This window comes from Romboutsia sp. LXY-2 (assembly GCF_056171995.1).
Genome location: NZ_JBKFGI010000001.1, coordinates 200,140 through 222,930, shown reverse-complemented (window position 1 = coordinate 222,930; position 22,791 = coordinate 200,140). Strand labels below are relative to the sequence as shown.

At 28.2% G+C, this 22,791-nt stretch carries 18 protein-coding genes and 1 riboswitch; of the genes, 14 read left to right on the top strand and 4 right to left on the bottom strand.

Going from position 1 to position 22,791, the window contains the following annotated elements; genetic code table 11:
* Positions 1-457: 457 nt before the first annotated feature.
* The gene (locus ACI48P_RS01030) at positions 458-1,153 is read left to right on the top strand and encodes a hypothetical protein (protein WP_475212583.1); all 696 of its coding nucleotides are present in this window, start codon (positions 458-460) and stop codon (positions 1,151-1,153) included.
* A 4-nt stretch (positions 1,154-1,157) separates the two neighbouring features.
* Positions 1,158-1,910, top strand: coding sequence for an EFR1 family ferrodoxin (locus ACI48P_RS01025; RefSeq protein WP_475212581.1), 753 nt, complete (start codon positions 1,158-1,160; stop codon positions 1,908-1,910).
* 132 nt (positions 1,911-2,042) lie between these two features.
* On the opposite strand, the gene ACI48P_RS01020 is transcribed toward ACI48P_RS01025, so the two are convergent.
* Positions 2,043-3,026: a M20/M25/M40 family metallo-hydrolase gene (locus ACI48P_RS01020; RefSeq protein WP_475212579.1), complete on the bottom strand. Its 984-nt coding sequence runs from the start codon at positions 3,024-3,026 to the stop codon at positions 2,043-2,045.
* Positions 3,027-3,569: 543 nt separating this feature from the next.
* On the opposite strand from ACI48P_RS01020, the gene ACI48P_RS01015 reads away from it, so the two are divergent.
* The 7 genes from ACI48P_RS01015 (at position 3,570) to ACI48P_RS00985 (ending at position 10,437) form a co-directional block, all read left to right on the top strand.
* On the top strand, positions 3,570-4,472 hold the full coding sequence (locus ACI48P_RS01015; protein WP_475212577.1) for a phosphoribosyltransferase-like protein: 903 nt from the start codon (positions 3,570-3,572) through the stop codon (positions 4,470-4,472).
* A complete protein-coding gene (locus tag ACI48P_RS01010) occupies positions 4,473-4,793 on the top strand; it encodes a hypothetical protein (protein ID WP_475212575.1) in 321 nt (106 codons plus the stop codon). It abuts the gene before it with no gap.
* A gap of 286 nt (positions 4,794-5,079) precedes the next feature.
* Positions 5,080-6,093 (top strand): retron St85 family RNA-directed DNA polymerase, encoded by a 1,014-nt coding sequence (locus tag ACI48P_RS01005; protein ID WP_475212573.1) that lies wholly within the window; start codon positions 5,080-5,082, stop codon positions 6,091-6,093.
* 230 nt (positions 6,094-6,323) lie between these two features.
* The gene (locus ACI48P_RS01000) at positions 6,324-7,145 is read left to right on the top strand and encodes an abortive infection system antitoxin AbiGi family protein (RefSeq protein ID WP_475212571.1); all 822 of its coding nucleotides are present in this window, start codon (positions 6,324-6,326) and stop codon (positions 7,143-7,145) included.
* A gap of 3 nt (positions 7,146-7,148) precedes the next feature.
* Positions 7,149-8,348: an abortive infection system toxin AbiGii family protein gene (locus ACI48P_RS00995; RefSeq protein ID WP_475212569.1), complete on the top strand. Its 1,200-nt coding sequence runs from the start codon at positions 7,149-7,151 to the stop codon at positions 8,346-8,348.
* A 534-nt stretch (positions 8,349-8,882) separates the two neighbouring features.
* Positions 8,883-9,452 carry a sigma-70 family RNA polymerase sigma factor gene (locus tag ACI48P_RS00990; protein ID WP_475212567.1) on the top strand — a complete coding sequence of 190 codons (570 nt, stop codon included), beginning with the start codon at positions 8,883-8,885 and terminating at the stop codon, positions 9,450-9,452.
* A complete protein-coding gene (locus tag ACI48P_RS00985; RefSeq protein ID WP_475212565.1) occupies positions 9,445-10,437 on the top strand; it encodes a DUF4179 domain-containing protein in 993 nt (330 codons plus the stop codon). The genes ACI48P_RS00990 and ACI48P_RS00985 overlap by 8 nt, the downstream gene beginning before the upstream one ends.
* A gap of 402 nt (positions 10,438-10,839) precedes the next feature.
* On the opposite strand, the gene ACI48P_RS00980 is transcribed toward ACI48P_RS00985, so the two are convergent.
* Together ACI48P_RS00980 and ACI48P_RS00975 are read right to left on the bottom strand one after the other, a co-directional pair.
* Complete coding sequence (locus ACI48P_RS00980; protein WP_475212564.1) at positions 10,840-11,340, bottom strand: cupin domain-containing protein; 501 nt, start codon at positions 11,338-11,340, stop codon at positions 10,840-10,842.
* Between the two features lie 169 nt (positions 11,341-11,509).
* Positions 11,510-12,439 carry an FUSC family protein gene (locus ACI48P_RS00975; protein WP_475212562.1) on the bottom strand — a complete coding sequence of 310 codons (930 nt, stop codon included), beginning with the start codon at positions 12,437-12,439 and terminating at the stop codon, positions 11,510-11,512.
* A 113-nt stretch (positions 12,440-12,552) separates the two neighbouring features.
* Between ACI48P_RS00975 and ACI48P_RS00970 the strand changes: the two genes are divergently transcribed.
* Together ACI48P_RS00970 and ACI48P_RS00965 are read left to right on the top strand one after the other, a co-directional pair.
* Positions 12,553-12,762, top strand: coding sequence for a DUF5616 domain-containing protein (locus ACI48P_RS00970; protein ID WP_475214110.1), 210 nt, complete (start codon positions 12,553-12,555; stop codon positions 12,760-12,762).
* Positions 12,762-12,844, top strand: a riboswitch (cyclic di-GMP riboswitch). (Overlaps the previous gene by 1 nt.)
* A 184-nt stretch (positions 12,845-13,028) precedes the next feature.
* Positions 13,029-18,041: an NPCBM/NEW2 domain-containing protein gene (locus ACI48P_RS00965; RefSeq protein ID WP_475212560.1), complete on the top strand. Its 5,013-nt coding sequence runs from the start codon at positions 13,029-13,031 to the stop codon at positions 18,039-18,041.
* Positions 18,042-18,248: 207 nt separating this feature from the next.
* Here the strand turns inward: ACI48P_RS00965 and ACI48P_RS00960 are convergent, their stop codons facing one another.
* Positions 18,249-19,055: a transporter substrate-binding domain-containing protein gene (locus ACI48P_RS00960; RefSeq protein ID WP_475212559.1), complete on the bottom strand. Its 807-nt coding sequence runs from the start codon at positions 19,053-19,055 to the stop codon at positions 18,249-18,251.
* 196 nt (positions 19,056-19,251) lie between these two features.
* Here ACI48P_RS00960 and ACI48P_RS00955 point away from each other — a divergent pair, with 196 nt between their 5' ends.
* The 3 genes from ACI48P_RS00955 to ACI48P_RS00945 are packed head-to-tail and all read left to right on the top strand — an operon-like array spanning position 19,252 to position 22,778.
* Positions 19,252-19,917 carry an amino acid ABC transporter permease gene (locus ACI48P_RS00955; protein ID WP_475212558.1) on the top strand — a complete coding sequence of 222 codons (666 nt, stop codon included), beginning with the start codon at positions 19,252-19,254 and terminating at the stop codon, positions 19,915-19,917.
* A 14-nt stretch (positions 19,918-19,931) separates the two neighbouring features.
* A complete protein-coding gene (locus ACI48P_RS00950; protein WP_475212556.1) occupies positions 19,932-20,684 on the top strand; it encodes an amino acid ABC transporter ATP-binding protein in 753 nt (250 codons plus the stop codon).
* A gap of 21 nt (positions 20,685-20,705) precedes the next feature.
* Positions 20,706-22,778, top strand: a complete 2,073-nt coding sequence (locus ACI48P_RS00945; RefSeq protein ID WP_475212554.1) for a molybdopterin-containing oxidoreductase family protein — start codon at positions 20,706-20,708, stop codon at positions 22,776-22,778.
* The last annotated feature ends 13 nt before the right edge of the window (positions 22,779-22,791 follow it).

The window sequence follows — 22,791 nt, the reverse complement described above, 5'->3', positions numbered from 1 at the left end:
ATATTATATATTAAAAAGGCAAATTATAAGTAAATTTTTTATCTCAATATTATTAGCAAGGAGGTACTTAGATATTTAGGATAGAATTAATTTCCTTTCATATTACAGTTTGTAACTGTTAGTGAAGGGCAAGGGTGTCCACCGTGAGGTGGAATCTGAAGGAAGCCTAAGGCAAAGTTCAACACTCCCCGAATTCCTAAGAGTAAATGTAGCAGATATATGAGATGAAGGCTGTTGTTCTTACCCAGGGAGGTCTGATAGATATACCATTAATGGTAACTTATTTAGCTCCTATTTGATTTCATATTATTTTAGTGATTGGTTCTATGATGATATTACAAATCATATAATATTTGACATGATTACAACAGATAATAGGGACAATTATTTTTCACATAAGTATCTAATTTAGGAAAATGAAGGTGAGGTCGTGTTTCACGACGGGGGAGAGTGCTAAATGATTGATATTGAAGAATTTAAAAGTGAGATAATAGGTAAAGTCAAATCTAGGTTTATAGTAAACCAATCAAGCATAAACTTTCAAAAACAATTTTACTACCCAAAGCTTATACATCTTTTAAAGTTTAATATAGAAAAATATGAGGTAAAAGATTTAGGAAACATGGCAATACTTCAGGGTAGAGGCTTTGGACTTATGAAAATGATAACAGTAGTATTTACACCAAGTTTCAAAAAAGATATACCTTTAGTAATTATAGATTTTATAAAAATGGCAAATAAAAGAACCGTGTTCATAGAGTTTTACTCAAATCATATAGTAGAAAAAAATCACACAATAACCTTAGACAGCAGATTGAAAAAAATACATAAGAAATATAGTAACATTGAAAACTACATTGAGAATCCAAATTGGTACACTCCCCTTAGAAATGAGTTTTCACCTTTAAAGAAAGGCACAAAAAATGATGATAGTTTACTTTGTCAGATGGTACTAGAATCATTAGATGCATATTTGGATTGTGCTAGTGAAGATGAATCAGAGATGGATATAAAAAATAAACATCTTGAATATTTTATAAATGATTTAATAAATAAAGGAAACCCATCAACTTCAGTTCTAGAAAAGGCATTGGGAAAAGAAGAAACAAGGAGATTCTTTGAAGATGTAGTATTTTATTATGATGGGAGGTGATTTTATGCTAATGTTATATTTTTCGGGAACAGGTAACTCAAAGTATATAGCAAATTTATTTAGTAAAAAAGTAGGCGCAAAGTGTTACTCTATTGAAGAAAAAATAGATTTTGAAAAAGAGATAGAAAAACATGATACAGTTGCATTTTGTTATCCTATATATGGGTCTTATGTTCCACGTATAATGAGGGAGTTTGTTACTAAAAATGTAGAAAAGTTAAAAAATAAGAAGCTGATAATATTTTGCACTCAGCTAATGTTTTCTGGTGATGGTGCGAGAGCTTTTACAGATCTTTTACCTGAAGGCTATGGTGAAGTTATTTATGCAGAGCACTTTAATATGCCTAACAACATATGTAACATTAACATATTTCCAATAAAAAATGGTGAAAAAACTAAAAAGTATATCACAGCTGCTAATAAAAAGATGAATCGTATTTGTAAGGATTTAGAAAAGGGGAAAGTAAAAAAACGTGGATTTAATAAAGTTTCTAATATGGTTGGAAAAAGCCAAAGTGCACACTGGCCTGATATTGAAGCTAAGAATAAGTCTTCTGTAAAAGTTGATGAGGATTGTGTTAAGTGTGGTTTATGTGTGAAGCTTTGCCCTATGAAAAACCTTAATTTAACTAGTAAAGAGATTTTGCAAAATGATGATTGTATTTTATGTTATAGATGTGTTAATGCTTGTCCTAAAAAAGCTATTACTGTTTTAATACATAAAAAACCTAAAGAGCAGTATAAAGGAATTTATTAGAGTATATATATGATTCTTGTTCTAATAATTTTTACTTTGAAATTTGATGAAATAATAATACCCCATGTCTAATTACCTTGACATGGGGTATTATTTATTTGTATAGATTATTTATAAATATAGTCCATATGCTTAGTCTACATTTAGTGTTTGTAATATAGCTAAGCCTGTTAATTTAATTGTTCTTTCTAATCTTTCAGTACTTACATTACCTGTATGGTCATCTGGTTTATGATAGTATGGCTCTATAGCACTTCTTGGGTCATCTTTTTTAGAAGGGTCAACATTTATAAATAGAGCTGCGGGTATACCTTTGTTAGTAAAAGGTACGTGATCTGAAGAGCCCATAGGTCCATCATACTCACCATTATATTCTACAGTATCAGTAGATAAATTAGAAAGTATTTCACCAGCTTGTTTCATTGCATCAGTAACTACATTTTCACGCCCATCAGAAGTATAAACTGCTAACTCGCTAGCAGGTGCATAAGCAGTAGCAACCATATCTAAATTGAAGCATCCAACACTTCTTTCTATTTCATCTTCAGTTAAGCTATTTACATATGCAGAAGAACCTCTAAGTCCAACTTCTTCAGCTCCAGTAGCTATAAATCTAACTTCTTTATCTATATCAATGTTATTCATAGCCTTAGCTATTTCAAGCAAAGATGCAGTACCAGATGAATTATCATTTGCCCCAGGAGCATTTTTTACACTATCATGATGGGCAGTTACATGGACTATTTCATTAGAGTCGTTTTTATCTATTTTATTTCCTTTAGTCCATGGTTTTAAACTAGCAACTACATTCCAAGACGTATAGTCAACTCCACCTCTGTTATATGTAAATGGCTGTATATTTACATCATAGCCTAACTTTTTAAATTCACTGGCAACGTATAAAGCACCTTGATATTCTTCATCAGTAGCTGCTATTCTAGGTCCTATATCTTCTGATAACACCTTGATGTGTTCCATTGATCTCACTGAATCAACTCTGTTTAGAAATATCTTCTCATATTTTGCAGAGTCATTAGGTACTGCAAATGACAAGCTTGTAGTTAGCATAAGAGATGCTATTGTAGCTAACGGTAATAATTTTTTCTTTAGTTTCATAATAAATCCCCCTTGTTAAAAATAGAATGAATATTCAGATAATGAAAAGTGTGACGTAGCACATTTACATACCAATATTCATAATTAATACTTTCTATAGTTATCGGCCTATATATATTTATGTTTAGGGTTTTAAATTGTAAATGTTTATTTTTATATATAATTATTTTTTGTAAAATATTAATATAGGATCAGGAACGGTTAGAGTAAAAATAGATAACATATTTATTTTCTTAAGAGTATGTTTTGGAGAGTGAGATGATTGTAATAGAGAAATAATTGAAAGTAGTTTGGAGGGGAGCGATGAGATTCGTCGCAATCATTGTAATCCATGAAAAAGATATTGGCTAAATAGTCAATATCTTTTTTTATTTATTATAGTAAAAGTAGTGAATAGTGTATATTGATTAATATTGCATAGATATAAATTTTATGAACAAATATAAAAATAATGTATAAATAATATATATCACACGTTATTTATAAAAATTTGATATAATAAAAATTGAGTAAATAATAGGAGATTGATGTAGGTTTATAAGAATGCAAAATAATATAATTAATATAGATGAAATAATTAGAGTTTTTATTGAGAAGTATGGAGAAGAAACTTATTATACTAGGGGGATAAAAGAAAAACTATTAAATTGGATAAATAATACTGAAGACATCGAGATAAAAAATATTTTATTAGAACTTTTTAATGAGTTCAAATTATTTAATAAATTAGAAATTAAACAAATAATGGAAGAACAACTTATAGAATGCTTGAAATGTGTAGATATTGATTATGCAAATATATGCCATTTTCCATCTGTTGGAAATGTGTATAATAGCTCAAGTGAAATGATTCCTTTGATAAGAGAAATAGATAGAGAAAGAGGTAATATATATTTATATAAAGATACAATAGTTCATGGAATAGAAGAAATATCAGATGATATTGAATCTGTGATATTTTTTGATGATATATCTGGAACTGGAGGGACTATAATAAAATTTCTTGAAAAAAATATAGATTTTATTAGAGAGAAAGAAATATATATAAATTTAGTTGCAATTACTAAAGTTGCTAAGATTGAAATAGATAAATTTAAACAAGAAAATAATGATTTAAAAATATATTTAAAATATAAATATGAATTTGATAAAGTATTTGTATATCTAGATAGGCTAGAATGTGGACATAAGGATAAACTACATAAATTTGAAGCAGATGTTTGGGGTCAGAATAATAAGAATATATTAGGATATGAAGATAGTCAACTACTAGTTGGATTTGAACATAATATTCCCAATAATACAATCAGCAGTTTTTGGCTTTCTAGTGAGATGTTGCGAGAAGAAAAAAAATGGAATCCTTTATTTCATAGATATACACCAAGAAGAAGACCTAAAAAGAATAGAAAAAATCAAAATAGAAATGCAAAGAAATTAGGAGGATAAATGGAATATAAATATATTTTAATATTAAGCTACCTAAATACTATGAAATCTAGTTACTCATATAATGAGATATCTAATTTATTTGGATTAACATTTAAGCAAATAGAAACTATATTGAATGATATGGAAGAATATGGTGCTTTAGTTTTAGATAAATATTATAAACTAACAGAAATTGGAATTAAAGTTTTAGATCAATATAATTTAAAAGATATAGATTTTTTTGACACAATGAGTGAAGATGAAGAACTTTTTACTGATGAAAAAATGAACATTGAAGAAGTTTATATTCCAGATGAATTTATGAAAAAAATAAGGTAAAATATGGTATAATATAAAAAGTCAATAATCTCTAGCAATTAATAGCGAGTCGCTATTTAAGATGAAATGTTTCTTTATAGATACAGGACTAATATAAAATCATTATTAGTCCTGCGTTGAATTAAATAAAAAGCAATTTAATTCAACAGTTTTATCGGATTAAATAAAAACCAATTTAATCCAATAAAACTATTTTCAAAAGAGCTGATTTAATTAGTTTATTAGGTATATGATATATTATTTATTTTAAGTAGAGATTATTGACAATATACAATTGGTGAGGGTAATGGACTATTTAAATAGGCTAGAAAAAAAATTAAATGAATTAGAATATGATGATTATTATAAAAGTGCATGTATTACATATGCAGAGAAATTAATTGATAATGAAGTTCCAGTAGTTTTTGATAAAAAACATTTAAGTTTGCTTATGGGAATTAACTTAGCAACTTTAAATTACTACTTAGTAAATACTGATGAATTTTATAATGAAATTAAAATACCTAAAAAGAATGGAAGGTATAGAGTAATATCAATGCCGAGTTATAATTTAAAAAAAATACAAAGATGGGTATTAGATAATATATTATATAATATAAAAGTTCATAATAAAGCAACAGGGTTTGTAAGAAATAGGAGTATTGTAGATAATGCTAAATATCATGTTAAAAAAGATGTAGTAGTTAATATAGATATAAGTAACTTTTTTCCAAGTATAGATTTTAATAAGGTTTTTTATATGTTTTATAATCTAGGCTATACAAAAGAGTTATGTTATGTACTATCAAAGTTGCTAACTTACAAAGATACTTTACCTCAAGGTGCACCATCAAGCCCATATATAGCAAATATAATAATGATGAATATAGATTTAAGATTAGATGGTTTAGCTAAAAAAATAAATAGTGATTATACTAGATACGCTGATGATATAACTATATCAGGAAATAGAGATATAGTTGTACATGTGCCATTTATTAAATCAATAATAGAAAGCCAAGGATTTAAAGTAAATCTAGACAAACTTAAAATACAGTATAGAAAATCCAGGCAAGAGGTTACAGGTCTAGTTGTTAATGACAGACTTAGTGTAAAAAAAGAACTAAAAAAGAGTTTAAGACAACATATTTACTTTTGTAAGAAATTTGGGGTATATGGGCATTTAAAATATACAGGTAATGAAGGGAAATCTTTTTACAAAGAATATCTTTATGGACATGCATATTTTATAAAGATGGTTGAATACGAATGTGGAAAAAGATTTATAAATGAATTAGATAGTATAAATTGGAACAGTTAAAACATTATTAGAATTGATATATTAATATTATAGAAGATTTATAATGTAAGAATAATTATATAAGTTGTGGATTTGATTGTTGAGAATCGTATCCAACAATTAATCGAAAAAACATTGGAATTTAAACGGTTTATGACTGCTAAATTCCTTTTTTTATACATAGATAACACAATTATAAAAACTCAATATCAAATAGCATTTATTTAGGTATACAAGGGGGACAAGTAAAAGTGAGTGAGTTAAATCAGATACAAACGGAAGGATTAGCATATAAAGATAGAGATAAAGTTATTTTATCTGTACAAAGTGCAAATTCATTATTTAATTTTATGAGACAAACTGAGTATTTAAAATTGATATTAAGAAATAAGGCTTTTATACCTAGATATTATGAAGAGGTAATAGATTATTTAGGATTAGATGGAGTTAATAGAATAGCCTTTCCTATGACCTGTTTTTGTGATATACATGTTCAAAAAATCAAATTTCATTGCTCTAATTATGGAAATATAGGAATAGGGATGAACAAATCATGGGGAATTAAAAATGGAATACAACCAATACATTATATAAATGATAAATCAAGAATATTTAAGGAATTGATAGATTTATTTAAGATAGAAGATGAAGATGTGAATGAGCAAATATTAGAACCGTATAAGAATTATTTATTAGAACATTTGATATTTATAAAACCTTTACAAGGTGAAATGTATAGAAAAGATAAATATGAATCTACAAATTTTCATGATGAAAAAGAATGGAGATATATACCCAATATAGCTAATGATATTGATTTACCAGAAGTTATATCTGATGAAATTTATATGAATCAGACTGCATATAATACATTTTCTAAAGGTATATTAAGTTATGAAGAATTATGGTTAAAATTTGAATATAGTGATATCAAGTATCTATTGTTAGAAAATGAAGCAGATAGATATGATATTATACAATATATTAATAATGAGATTGATATATCGATAGAAGAAAAATTTATTTTAGCATCAAAAATAATTATATTAGATTCAATAGGGGAGGATTTATAATATATGTGCGCAAGTTTTAAAAAAGCATTTCAAAAAAGAGAAACTAGTATCCCAAACTCAATACTTAAGCAACTTGAAAAAGATTTACCTAAAGGATTTTATTATAAGCCTAATAATGATGGAGCTTGTATAATGATACCAGATGATATTAATAAAATAATTAAGAAAGAATCTTTCATAATATCAAAAGAATTAAAAGATAAGAGCATTGATGAAATATTACAATATACATATAGCTCCCAACAACCATTAAAATTTAAAAATAGCATAGAAATAGATTCGAAAATAATTAAAGTAGAGGATATGGTTAAATTTCCGTTCAGCGCAGAAAAAATATCTACTAGTGAACTTGCATTATTACCTATTCCATTTGAAGTATTTACTCTACAATTAGAATGTGATAATGTAAAAAAAATAATAAATGTAAAGAGACAAGCATCAGAAGATATAAATAAGATAAATATTAAGAGCGTAGACTCAAGTGATTTAGAGTTTTCATATATGATGGATTTAAAAGAGCAAAAAATAGATTTTAATATAGATATAAATTTTGAAAGTTGTAATTCGCTAGAACAACTGATAGAAAATTTTAAATTATATAAAGCGTTTGGAGAAGGTAAACTTAAAGTTGCGGGAATAGATTTAGGAGATAGAGCTCATAAATTTAAAACCAATATAAATAATGAAGCAGTGTCCGACATGATTGACTTCTATCAAAAGTTGCTAGAAGTAACTAGCCTAATAGATATAAAAGTTATACCAAAAGAAAATATAAGTAGAGAAGATATATATTCACTAGAGGAGTTATATACAACTCTAGTTAAACAAAAACCATATAAAGAAAATATAAATATAAATAAATTGAATCTTAAGTCGAGTAAAGAATTAGACGAAGATATATTTCTTGGTAAAAAAGGTGCAGCTTTTCAATCATCTGGAAACTTTGAATGTAATATTTTAGGCTCAACTATAGTATTACCTACGATAGTTGTTATCTACAATATTATAGTCACTAAGGTAAATAAAGAGAAGAGTGAAAATATAATCGATTATGATTTAGATATAACAAATATGGAGGGAAAGAAAATCTATAAATCGTGTATACACTTTAAGAATAAAGAAGAACACGACAATTATATAAGTACGGTAGACAACATTGTAGAAGAATTAAGTGGAGCACAAGAATTAAAAATAGAAGTATAGATTTTAATAATACACCAACTTTTACCTATTATTAGTTAAATAAGAATAGGTGTGTAAAATTATTATCAACAAGGACTTTATCCTTGTATGACTCATGGGGGCAAAATCTATGTAGAAAAGTGCAAAACTAAATTGTGGGTATTATTGTTGTGAATCGTCTCCACCACTGAAATTTGCGAAAAATACATTGATAATTTTGTAGTTGTGTTTTTAATTGTATATAGTCATTTTTATGTATTAAAATATATACTGAATGAAATATAGAAGAAAAATAAAATAACAAAGTGTATAATGAACGATTTTAATTATATATTTTTTATCAAGTGTGAGACGCTTATTTTACACACTAAGAAGTTAATCTTATAAAATTAATAAGAGTTAATGTATAATAAAACTAAGTATATATAGAACAACTCTACCGATATTTATGGTAGGGTCTATTTTTTTGTATAAAAAAATTAAAAAAGTTGCAACCAAATATATAATATTAATGTCTATAGATATGTGATCACAAAAAGTAAGGGGAGGAATCGAGTGGATAATATCATTTTATTATTAAATAAAGGTAAAAAAGAAATATGGTCTGAAGAAAAACTAATCAAGAAGTCAATAAAAGGGGACGGAGAATGTTTTGAAGAGTTAGTAAAAAAGTATAAATCTTACTTATACAAAGTTGCATTTAGCTACACAAAAAATGAGGATCAGGCATTAGATCTAATACAAGAATGTACATACAGAGCATGGCAAAATATAAAGAGTTTAAAGAAGGAAACATCCTTTAAGCCTTGGATATGTAAAATACTTGTGAACATAGCGATAACTTCCTTAAAAAAAGAAAGTAAAATACCAATAAGTCAAATAGATGAAAATATAGTATACATACAAAATGAAGTAACTATTGAAGAAAAAGTGGATTTACATGAAGCAATAGATACCTTAAAACCAGAATACAAAACAATTATAATATTAAAATATTTTGATGATATGACAGTTGAAGATATCTCATATGTAATGGGAATACCGATTAATACTGTAAAAAGTCACTTAAGAAGAGCCAGAGAATGTATGAAAAATGTACTAAGGGAGGATTATTTAAATGAGTAAAAATTACTTTGATGAAATAGAAGTTCCTGATAGAATAGATTCTTTTATTAAAGAAGGAATAAAAAAAGCCTCACATGAAAAAACGTATGAGAAAAAGAAAAGTATAAAGAACATTATTGTTGCAAGTATATCAGCAATAATAATCATTGGAATAATAAATCCAGCATTAGCTTCTAAAATACCTATTATAGGAAATGTTTTTGAGATTATTGAGGAAAAGATATTATTTCCAACAAAATATTCTCAATATGCTACAGCCATAGATCAAGTAGTAACATCTAATGGAATAAGTGTAACTTTAAAAGAAGTCGTTTGTGATGGATATAAGCTATATGTAACATATTCAGTGGAAAATGAAAAACCATTTAAATGGACATATACAGAAGAAAAATATGACCATCTAGACATAACACAGTTAGGTACTATAGAAGAATATAATAGAGCAAGTTTTACAGATCAGGAGCTTCCGACTTGGGAATTTAGTGGAATAAATGGTGGGTTTATAGATGATAAAACTTTTGTAGGAATGCACACATATAATTTAGAAGCATTGGGAGTAGATATACCAGATAAATTTGATTTTGAGATAAAGATAACATCTTTTATGACAAGAAAACAAGGAAGGAAAATACCATTTATGCCCGAGACAAAAATGTATAATGGGAGCTGGGCTTTTAAAGTACCTGTAGAAGTAGAAAGAAGTTTTGAAAAAGAAGTGAATATTAATGAGAGTCTTTCAAATGGAGTAACTTTAGACTCAGTTATAGCTACACCTTTAGAGACTATAGTTACTGTAGATTATGGAAATGAGAGCCGTACAGAAGATGATATTCTACAATTATATGAAGTAAAAATGTATGATGAACAAGATAATGAAATACGTATGAAGGGTGGAGAAAGTTACGGGAATATAGATAAGCACTTCTTTGAAGCTCGTGAAAATATATCTAATATAAAGGTAGTATTATATAAATATAATTATTAGGTAGCAGATAATAACTCTAAGCACTCGGATATACTAAATATAGATGGTGTTGATTATGTGAGAACAGTAGAAGAGACTGTTGAAAAGACTGTTGAAATTAAATAGATATTAATACAAAGGCCACGTCGTGTTTTACGACGTGGTACTTTTTACACTTGAGTCTAAGCATAAATCATGAACATTTTTCTATATCAAGTGGGTGTACTTTGCTAAAAATGACACTTTTTATTAGGTAGGTATTTCTTTTTGCAAAAATGAAAGAAATAAGTAAAAAGGACTATGATATATTCATCATAGTCCTTCAATATTAATGATTATTGTTCTTTAAATTTGGTTAAGAATACACAAAAATATTTTAAGTTGATTTTCGTAAGACTTGCTTTTAATTTTGACTAATAGAGATTAGTCTCTAGTTAATTTCAGTATAACTTCTTTGTGTTGAGGATATAAATCTAGTAAATAATCTCTTTTAAACAATTCAAAATCCTTAAATTCAAATCCAGGAGAAACCATGCATCCAACTAACGAAAACCCTTTATGATTCATAGAAGAACCAAATATATAATTTTTTGGAACTAAAACTTGTGGAACTTCACCATTTTCAATATTTAGTCCAAGTTCATGAGTAGTAAGTTCTCCCTCTGGACTTATCATATAAACAGTCAAAGGTGAACCAGCATGATAATACCACATTTCATCAGATTTTAGTCTATGTAAGTTAGATACTTCACCATCCATTAATAAAAAATAGATACTAGTCCAAAGTGTCCTTTCTCCTTCAAATTTTGTTTTTAAATCATTTGATGTAATACTTTCACTTGAAAGAAAGGTTTGTTTAAAATATCCACCTTCTACATGTTTTTCAAGATCTAAATTTTTTATGAAATACTCTGCTGAATACATATGTACTTCCTCCGATTCTATTTTAATATTTAATATATAAGTTTATTTGTAATTTATTATAAATAAAATAATAATAAATTACAAATAAACTTAGGATGATATGAATCAGTCTAAGCATAAATAATATATTTATGTTTTTAAACATAATAAAACAGATGAAAGATAAATATTATTCTTCATCTGTTTTATTGTTGTCTAATTCTATTCCAATCTTAACTAAATTTTCATTAAGAATATAGTATCTACTTAAAATTTTACTCAAATGATAATTAAAAACTGGGCTCTTAACATCGTCTATTTCCCAGCTGATATTATCGTCTGGATATAATTCTTTCAAATTTCTATAATTAAAATTACTTAAAAATAGCTTTCTTTCTAAATGCATAATAGATTGAATATGAAAATACAACTCCCTACAAAGGGTTATTAAATTTTCAATAGACTTTTCCTTTTCTTCGAAATTTATATTCTCATCGATTCTGTCATAGTCTACAGAAACCACAAGTTCAGTATGTGTTTTTTCAAGCACACCAATAAGTGACTCCAATTTTTCAATATCAAATATTACTTTTTTCTTTTTTAAAATCTTAGAATTAAGAAATTTATCAATACTTAATGATATGTTCTCTAAGGTGTTGATTACATCTTTTGCATGATTAGGTCTTGCTAAAAAGTAGTTAATACAAATACCTATAAATACACCCACTGAGTTATCAATTACTCTTTGAATAGAATGATCTATCAAATTAGGACCTATAGCCCCTAAATTTATAGATAAAAAAGTAACTGTAGCGATAGATACTTCATCTTTCATCTTTAGGTAAAGACACAAATATATTGTTAATATAGCTCCAAGACCACAGATTATAGCACTGTTAGGCATTAAGAAATATGTAACTAAGAAACCTATAATACCTCCTAATATAGTCCCTTTTATTCTGCTAAGACCTTTTACTACTGATCCTTTTACTGAAGTTTGTATAGACATCATACAAGCTATGGCAGCATAAAGAGGGGTCTTTACTATCAATGGTGAAAGTAGTATTGATAAATATATTCCTAGTCCTGTTTTTATTGTTCTCATTCCTATATTCTTCATAAGTAATAAGGTTTATCCTCCAAATTATTAATATCCTATAGTATATATTATTTTGATAATTATACTAGATTAAAACAATAAATTCAAATATAAATACAACAATAAGGTGATAAATATCAATCAGAAATAGCATTAAGCTAATAGGTAAATTTTTAGAAAAACATAATTGTAAACAAGTCAAAATTTATCTAGACTCACCGGTATCTAATTCTGGCAATCTAAGATATAAGATACTAGAGTGTTTTAATGAATTTGATATAGATATTAATTTTGAATTTGTAAAAATATTGTATATATTTGGAATAATATGGTATAATCTATAAAAATAAATAGGCAAAACTAGAGAAATCTAGTGACGCAAAGCTAAAGGGGCTAAGGTTTTAACTATGCCAGCCAGTTGCCAGAGATTGTATGTCTTTGTATTACGACGATTATACTTATATTTGTTGTGCAAACTTTAGCTACTCTAAAATTGGAGTAGCTTTTTTTAGCAACGGATGAAGTCGTTGGTGCCATGAAGCAAGGCGAATTTTGTTACAAAGAACTTTAACTGGGGGAAAATAAAAATACAAGTTAGAGGGAGAAGATTATGAAATTTAGAAAGCTAGCAATAGGTCTATCTGTAGTAACAGCAATAAATGCAGGTACACCTGCAATAAAAGTATTTGCAGAGGAATTAAGTGCAAATATTAAAACTGTAGAAAGTTATAGCAATGACAGTCAAATACATAATACACAAACAAGAATAAATAAATTTTTAGCATTAGAGTCAAAAAATTTATCTCAATATGATGATTCATACAAAATTGATAACAGTAATATACAGTCTATAACTACTAACGGTGGAAACTCTTTAGGAGGACCTATAGGAGATGCAGTGGATGGAGATATAAATACATATTGGCATACAGGAAAGTTAAATAGTGATATATTTACAAATGAGGTTATAGTTGAGTTTAAAGAAAATATAGATATAGGTAGAATAGTTTATGGAAATAGAAGAGGCATAGATAGAGGATTTGCAGAGAAATTTTCTATATATGGAGCTAGTTCAAGTGATTCAGAATTTGTAAAAATAGCTGATGGAGAACATAAAAATACACAAGATTTTTTAGAAATAGATTTTGAAAAAAATAATGTAAAAAAGATAAAGTTCGTATTTGATAAAGGAACAGCTAACTGGGCAAGTATTTCTGAAATGTGGTTTTATAAAGAAGATGAAGTAATAAATAAGATGAATAGACTATTCACTGATAATACTTTAAGTGTAGTAAGTGAAGAGTTTAACTCAATAGAAAAAATAGATGCTTTAGAGAATGAACTTAAAACACACCTTTTATATGATGCATACAAAGAAAAATTAGAAGATGCAAAGGTACTTGTAGAAAGCGATAAAGTAGTAGCAACTGAAGCCAAAATAACTTCATTTGATTTTTATGATAATGAAAAATATAATGAAGTATTTAAAATGGACAATTCAAACATAGAGTCAATTAAGAATAATGCAGGACATAACATGAATAAACCTCTAAGTTATGCAACTGATGGAGATATAAACACTGCATGGGAAAGTAATACAGTAAACTCTGATACATTTAAAAATGAATTAGAATTAGTTTTTAAAGAAAAAGTTGTATTAGATAGAGTAGTTTATGGAGCTAGGCAATCTGATAGCAAAGGATTTGCAGAGGAGTTTGAGATATATGGCTCAAAAACAACTTCAGGAGATACATATGAATTAGTAGCAACAGGAAAACATAACGTAGTAAAAGGGCTAATAGAAGCTAACTTTAATCCAACTGAATTTAAAAGAATGAAGTTTAAATTTAATAAAGGAAAAGATAACTGGGCTACAATTAGTGAAATTGCTTTTTATAAAGAAGATTTAGTCTCAGAAAAAATGGATAGACTGTTCATTGATAATACTTTAAGTGTAGTGAGCGAAGAGTTCAATACTATAGAAAAATTAGAAGAACTTGAAAATGAAGTGAAAATACATCCATTATATGATGTATATAAAGAAAAAATAGAAAATGCTAAAATTTTGTTAGCTAATGAACAAATAAAGCCAAGCCAAGCAATTACATCTCAATATGAACTATATGAAAATAGCGCATATAACGAAAGGTTTCAAATAGATAAAAGTAATATAAAATCTATAAAAAACAATGCAGGATATTATTCATCTCAAGTTATAGCAAATGCAATAGATGGTGATTTAAATACATACTGGGAAACAAATAAAGCTAATGGAGCAGACTTTAATAATGAAGTAGAAATAGAATTTAAAGAAAATATTGTACTAGATAGAATTGTTTACGGAGCTAGACAAGTTGATACAAAAGGTTTTGCTGAAGAATTTGAAATATATGGTTCAAAAACTTCTGAGGGCGATACATATCAATTAATATCAACAGGTTCTCATAATAGAGTAAATGGATTAGTAGAAGCGAAATTTAATCCAACAGAGGTTAAGAGAATAAAGTTTAAGTATAAAAAATCTAATCAAAACTGGGCAACGGCAAATGAATTTTTATTCTACAAACAAGATGAAATAAATGAAAAGCTAAACAATATGTTTATAGATGGAACTATGACAAGCTTAAAAGAAGAATTTAATTCTAAGGAAGCTATAGATTTATTACAAAATGAAGTTAATAATCATCCTAATAAAGAAAGATTACAAGAGTTTATAGATAGAGCTTATTCAGTTATAAACAATGATTTTGAAAAAGACCAAATCAAAATAACTCTACCTCAACTTGGTGATGTACATGGTCATGCTAGTGATAATTTATTAATGTCTTCATTTGGTACAAACTTTATAACAACAGGTATAGTTGCAAAGCCAGGTGAAGTTATAGAAGTTTACGTTGAGGCTAATAAAGATGAGCCACTACCGCAGATAGTATTTTCTCAATCACAAGGTCATTATGGAAATTGGAGAAGAAATTATCAATTAAAACAAGGATACAATAAATTTATAGTACCTGAAATATACGATGAAAACTGGACACATAAAGCTAACAAAGGTGGAGCGATATATTTATTAAATCCATATACAAATGAAAATCAAAGTAAGGCACCGGTAGTATCTATCGAAGGAGGACAAAAATTCCCAGTATTTAATACAGGTGATAATCAAGCTCAGTTTATAGAAGAGTTGAAAGCTTATAAAGAATATATGGATGCAAATCCAGATACAGCAGTAGATATATTTGAATATAATTCAGATAGAATATTATTTACAGGTACTGCAAGTGATGCTTATCAAGTGTTTGTAAATGAAGGTATAGATGTTGAAGAGGGGATAAATGTTTGGAGTGATAGATTTGAAGACGGATTTAAATTTGCAGGTCTAGAAGACGATAAAACACAACAACAGCACGACTCTACAAATGTTAGAACCGCAGTCAGAGTTATGCAACCATTTGGAGGAGCGTATGCAGCATCAGACCATATAGGTATACAAAAACATGTTGCAGATGATTTCTTAAGAACTGATAAGAATAGCATAAAAGGTATAGCATGGGGAACTATGCATGAAGTTGGACATCAAATGGATATACCTCAAAGAACATGGGGAGAAGTAACTAATAATATGTGGGCTAATGAAATCTACATCAAAGAAGGTTTTGGTTGTAATCTAGATTATAATTATGTAGATAAAAATGTAGCACTAAACCATAATTATAAGGAAGTAAGTGGTGCTAATTTAGCAATGTTTGGACAACTAGAAGCTTATAAGGTTGGGTACTGGTCACAGTTAGAAAGAATGTATAGAGAGAAAAGACCAAGTATAGAAGATTATCAAGATAAAAAAGATACACTTGCAAAGTACTCTAGTGAGATAGTAGGTAAAAATCTAACAGAATACTTTGAAAGATATGGATTTACTTTATCTGAAGAAGCTAAAAACGAACTTTCTAAATTACCAGAATTAGATCAAAAAATATGGTACATACATTCAAATGCAAGGGATTATAAAGATAATGGATTTACTGATAGTTTAACTGTAAATGTGAACTCTAAAATAGATGAAAATAATAAAACTAATACCTTAACCTTTGATATGGATGAAGAAAACAAAAAGCATTTATTAGGATATGAAATATTAAAGGATGGAGTGGTTATAGGATTTAGCAGAACTAATCAGTTTGTTATTGAAAATATAGATATAACAGAAAACGCAAGATATGAGGTAATACCTTATGATTTAAAACTTAACCCTGGAAAAATCATAATTGTTAATGCATTTAAACCAAATATTAAGTCAGATGAAAAAATTACTTTAGCAGTAAATGAAAAATTTGATTTAAAAGAATATGTTGTCGCTACTAACTATAAGGGTGAAAAGCTAGAAAATATAGAAATAACTCATAATATAGATATATCTAAGGCTGGGATATATAATGTAGATTACAAAGTACTAGATAATGGAGTAGAGTCATTTGCTTCTATGCAAGTTGAAGTTGTAAGTGAATATGACTATTTATCAGATAAAGAATGGAAAAGTGTAAGTACACAGTATGGAACACCAAGAAAAAATACCAACATAAAAGTAAGAAGAAATGGTGAAATAAAAGAGTATGAAAAAGGATTTGGAATTCATGCAAATGGTGAAATTGTATATGATTTAAGTGATAAAGATTATGACACGTTTGAAGCTCTTTTAGGTGTGGATATGGGTATAGAATCACAAGATAGATCATCTATAACATTTAAAATAGTAGTAGATGGAAAAACAGTAAAAACTACAAATGTACTAAAACATAAAGATGATGCAGTATATGTAAGTGCTGATATAAAAGGAGCGAAAGAACTTAAGATAGAAATTCACGATGGTGGCAATGGAAATTCTTCTGACCATGCAGTTATAGCAAGCCCGAAGTTAACTAATAATAATGCAAAACCAACATTAATTATAGGTGATGAGACTGTTCAAATGAAGTTAGGAACAGAATTTAACCTTTTAGATAATGTAGTAGCTACAGATATAGAAGATGGCGACTTAACTCAAAGTATTACAGTTGAAGATGGAGGATTTAATTTTAATAAAACTGGAAACTATAAAGTAACTTATACAGTAACTGATAGTGATAATAATATAGTTACTAAGGTTAAGGAGATATTAGTATATAGTGATATAAACTATGCATCAGATGTAGTATGGGAAAGTGCAACAACTGGATGGAGAACTGTAAATAAAGACAAAGCAGTAGGTTCTAATAATAAGATAAAGCTAAAAGTAGATGGTACTGTAAAAGAATTTGATAAAGGAATCGGTGTTGCTACAAATTCTGAAATAGTATATAACCTAGAAGGAAAAGATTATAATTACTTTACAACATATTTAGGAACAGATAAAAATTACGATGATAATAGAACAAGTATAGACTTTAGGATATTAGCAGATGGTGTTGAAGTGTTTAGATCAAACACAATAAGAAAAGATAGTGATGCTGAATTTGTTTCAATAGATTTAAGTGGAGTTAGAGAACTTAAATTAATAGCTAATGATCACGATGGAAATTTATTAGGAGACTTTGCATCTTATGGAGACACTAAGTTTTATATTACTAACTCAAAACCTAACTTGTAGATAGATGACTCTATAACTGTTAAATTCGAGAGAAAAGATAAGAAGAAAAAGTTAGTGTATACCCAGTTTCAATAGCTGAGTAATATATTAAATAAGAGCTACTTCATGTACAATGTATATTGTCATGAGCAGCTCTTTTGTTTTTTAGTTATATTTTAATGTATTTATAAAAAATATTATAAACCTATTTTTGTATTTTTATATTATTTACATATTTGACTTAGTAATATCTCCACCAAACCACTTTTCAGAGATCTTAGTCAAAGTTCCATCTGAGTGCATATCACTTATAACTTTAGAAACTTCATCTTTAAGTTTAGAATTTTCTTTAGAAAAAGCATATCCACATTCTACTTCAGAAAGTGTTAAATCAAGAACTTTTGCATCTGTACGTCCATCTTTTATATCAGTTAAAGCAACTGCAAGATTAGTACAATATAAATCTATTTTACCAGCTTTTAAACTTGGATATAAAATGTCATCATCGTCATATACTATAACTTCAAAGTCAATATTTTTTTCTTTTTTAAGACTTTCTAGCATAGTAACTGTTTCTGAACCATTAATAACCCCGATTTTTTTCCCCTTTAAATCTTCTATACTATTAATATTTGAAGTGCTTGGATTAACTAAAAAACCAATACTTCCATAGCAGTATGTAGTAGCAAAGTCATATTTTTCTTGTCTCTCAGGTGTTATAGTAACATAGTTAGAAACAGTATCAATCTTATTGCTATCTAGCATTCCAAATAAAGAAGAGAATTGTGCCATCTCAAATTTAACTTCTTTACCTAATCTTTTCCCTATTTCATTCCATACATCAACCTCAAATCCAACGTGTTTATCATCCTCAATATAAGTAAATGGTACAGTAGTTTGATCGGATCCTACTGTTATAACATCTGAAGAAGATGCTGATTTATCATCCTTTGCATCTGTACTTGAGCAACCTGTAAGTAAAGCAAATACTAACAGTGAAGTTGCAGCAATTGATATTTTTTTTCTTAATCTCATTATGATTATCCCCCTAAAATATGTGTAATTAAATCAAACATACTCATTTTATAACAGAATATGTCATAAAACAAATCGCAAATTTCTATATTCCATTATTTGGAAATAGGAAAAATCGATTAATATGCATAATAGAAAGGATATATAATTATAATTGCATGAATAAATAGAAGTAGTTAATTAAGGGGGGAGATTTATGAAATTTGACGTAGAGTATATGATGAGTTTATATCCACTACTAATTTCAGCAGTAAAAGTAACTTTATACATAGCATTAGTATCTTTAATATTTACAGTTATACTAGGGAGTGTTATATCGGTAATTAGATTTTTTAAGGTGAAAATATTAAATCAAATACTAGGTATTTATATTTCGTTTTTTAGAGCTACACCACTTCTAGCTCAATTATTCTTTTTAAGTTTTGGGGTTCCTCAGATTATACCAGCATTTCAAAATATGAGTGCGGTAACCGCAACTATAGTAACTTTAAGCTTAAATATGTCAGCATATATGGCAGAGAATTTTAGAGGGGCGCTTGAGTCAGTTGAAGAAGGGCAATTTGAAGCTTGTAGTTCAGTTGGTATGAATAGCATACAGGCGATGGTAAGGATAATAATACCACAAGCTATAAGGGTTGCTATACCATCAATAGGAAATAATTTCATAATGCTTATAAAGAGTTCATCCCTTGGGTTTACAGTAGGGGTTATTGACGTGCTTGCAAAGGCAAAAATAGCTTCAGCAACAACGTTTAAATTCTTTGAAGCATATTTTGCTGTTATGGTAGTTTATTGGATATTAGTTATAATATTTGAACAAATTCAAAAGCAAATAGAAAACAAAGTATGTTATAAGTACTAGGGGGATATATATAAATGATAAAAATAGAAAATTTACATAAAAGCTTTAACAATACAGAGGTATTAAAAGGAATAGACTTAGAAATAAATCAAAGTGAAGTTGTTGCAATACTTGGACCTTCAGGTACAGGTAAATCAACTTTGCTTAGATGTCTAAATTACTTAGTTGAGCCAACACAAGGTAGGATAACTATTGGAGACGCAGAAGTAGATATAAGTAAAGCTACAAAGAAAGATATATCAAAGTTAAGAAAAAATACATCTATGGTATTTCAAAATTATAACTTATTTAAGAATAAAACAGCATTAGAAAACGTTATGGAAGCATTAATAGTAGTACATAAAAAAAGCAAATCAGAGGCAAGAGAAATATCACTAGAGTTATTAGATAAGGTTGGAATGATAGATAGAAAAGATTTTTATCCATCAAAATTATCTGGAGGACAACAACAAAGAGTGGGAATAGCTAGAGCTATGGCAGTAAATCCAAGTGTTATATTATTTGATGAGCCAACCTCAGCACTAGATCCAGAGCTTGTTGGAGAGGTATTAAACGTTATAAAGTCTCTTGCTAAGGAAGGAATAACTATGCTTATAGTTACACATGAAATATGCTTTGCTAAGGAAGTTGCTGATAGAATCATATTCATGGATGAAGGTGTTATAGTTGAGGAAGGAAGACCTCAAGACATATTTACTAATCCTAAAAATAAAAGAACTGCTCAATTTTTAAATATTATAAATAGGGAAGAATGCTGTGCAGGATAAATGATTATTGGGAGAGGGAATATGATTGATGATAAATACATAGATACAGAAATAAAAAGAGGAAACTGTGGAATTTGCAATGCTTTTTGCGGAATAGAAGCAGTAGTAAAAAATAATAAAATTATTGAAGTCAGAGGAGATAAACTACATCCATTAACAAAGGGATTTATATGTATCAAAGGAAAATCACTACCAGATATAGTTCACTCACCAGATAGAATTGTACTACCATTAAAAAAAGATAAAGATGGTAATTGGGAAAGTATAAGCTATGAAAAGGCTTTAGAAATTATAGTTGATAAGCTTAAATTTATCAAGTCGGAATTTGGGGCAGAATCATTAGCTATGCATACTGGACAAAGTGGTGTAGCTATGCAATTTACTGATTATGCAGAAAGATTTTGCACTCTATATGAAACACCGAATTTCTCTACAGCAGGAAGTCATTGTCACACATCGAAAGAGATTGCAAATAGGGTTACAGTAGGTGCATTACCAAATGCAGATTATAAAAATAGTAAGTGCATTGTTCTTTGGGGATATAATCCTCTAAATTCTTCACCACCACAAATGATTTATATAAATGAAGCAATAAAAAATGGTGCAAAGCTAATAGTAATAGACCCACAAGAAACTAAATTAGCTAAAAGAGCTGACATACATTTGAAACTAAGACCTGGAACTGATGGCGCATTAGCACTTGGTCTAATACATTTAATAATAAAAGATAAGTTATATGATCATGAGTTTGTTGAAAAATGGACTGTTGGATTTGATAAATTAGTAGACTTGGTTAGGGATTATACACCAAATTATGTTTCGAAAATTACACAAGTACCATCAGAATTAATAATTGAGACTGCTAAATTATATATCCAAAATAAGCCTGCAAATATATCACCAGGAATAGCTATAGAGTTGCAAAGTAATGGTTTCCAAAGTGCAAGAGCCATATCAATACTTCAAGCTATTACAGGTAATATAGATATAAGTGGTGGTGCAATTATTAATAGACCTATGCCATTAAGTAATGTAGTTATAAATAATAAAGAAATGCTTATGAAGAAACCTATAGGAAGTAAAGAGTATCCATTGTTTTATCAGCTAAACGGAAGAGCACAAGCTAATATTTTCAGTGATGCAATACTGTACGAAAAACCATATCCACTAAAGGCTATGATAGTAATAGGAAGTAATCCTATACTTACATGGCCAGATGCTAATAAGTTAAGAGAGGCATTTAAGTCATTGGATTTCTTAGTTGTAATGGATAATTTTATGACAGAAACTGCAAAGCTAGCAGATCTAATAATACCTGGAACCCACTATGTTGAAAGAAATGAAATATGGAATGGAACAATGAGATTTGGAAAAGAACTTATGGGATTATCAAAGAAAATAATTAATAGTAATGTAGTTACAGAGTGGCAGTTTTTGAGTGAATTGGCAAAAGCATTGGGTTATGGTGAAGAGTTTGTTTGGGAGAAAGAAGAAGATGCAATAGATTATAGATTAAAACCTACTAAAAAAACTTTTGAAGAAATGCTAAATATAGACTATGGATATGAGTATGGTCCATATGAAACAAAAAAATATGAGAAATATGGATTTAATACTCCATCAAAGAAAGTAGAGATATATTCTGATTATCTAGAGAGCTTAGGATTAGATCCACTGCCAACTTATAAAGAGCCAGCTGAGAGTCCTATTTCATGTAAAGATTTGGTTAAAGATTATCCGTTAACCTTATCAACTGGAGCGAGAAATGTACAGTATTATCATTCAAGATTTAGAAATATTAAACCTATAAATGATTATAATGAAGAAGCTTTGCCAAAAGTAAGGATGAATAAAACAACTGCACGAGATTATAACCTTGAAGATGGAGAAACTGTAATAGTTGAAAGTTTAAGAGGAAGTATTAAGATTAATGTATGTATTACAGAAGACGTAGCTAATAATAGTATCTTTATACCTCATGGATGGGATACGGCAAATTCTAATGAGCTTACAGATAATAAATGTTTAGATCCTGTAACTGGGTTTCCTCCAGATAGAGCTCTACTAGCGAGAATAAGAAAAATAGATAAATAGACGGTGTACTAAG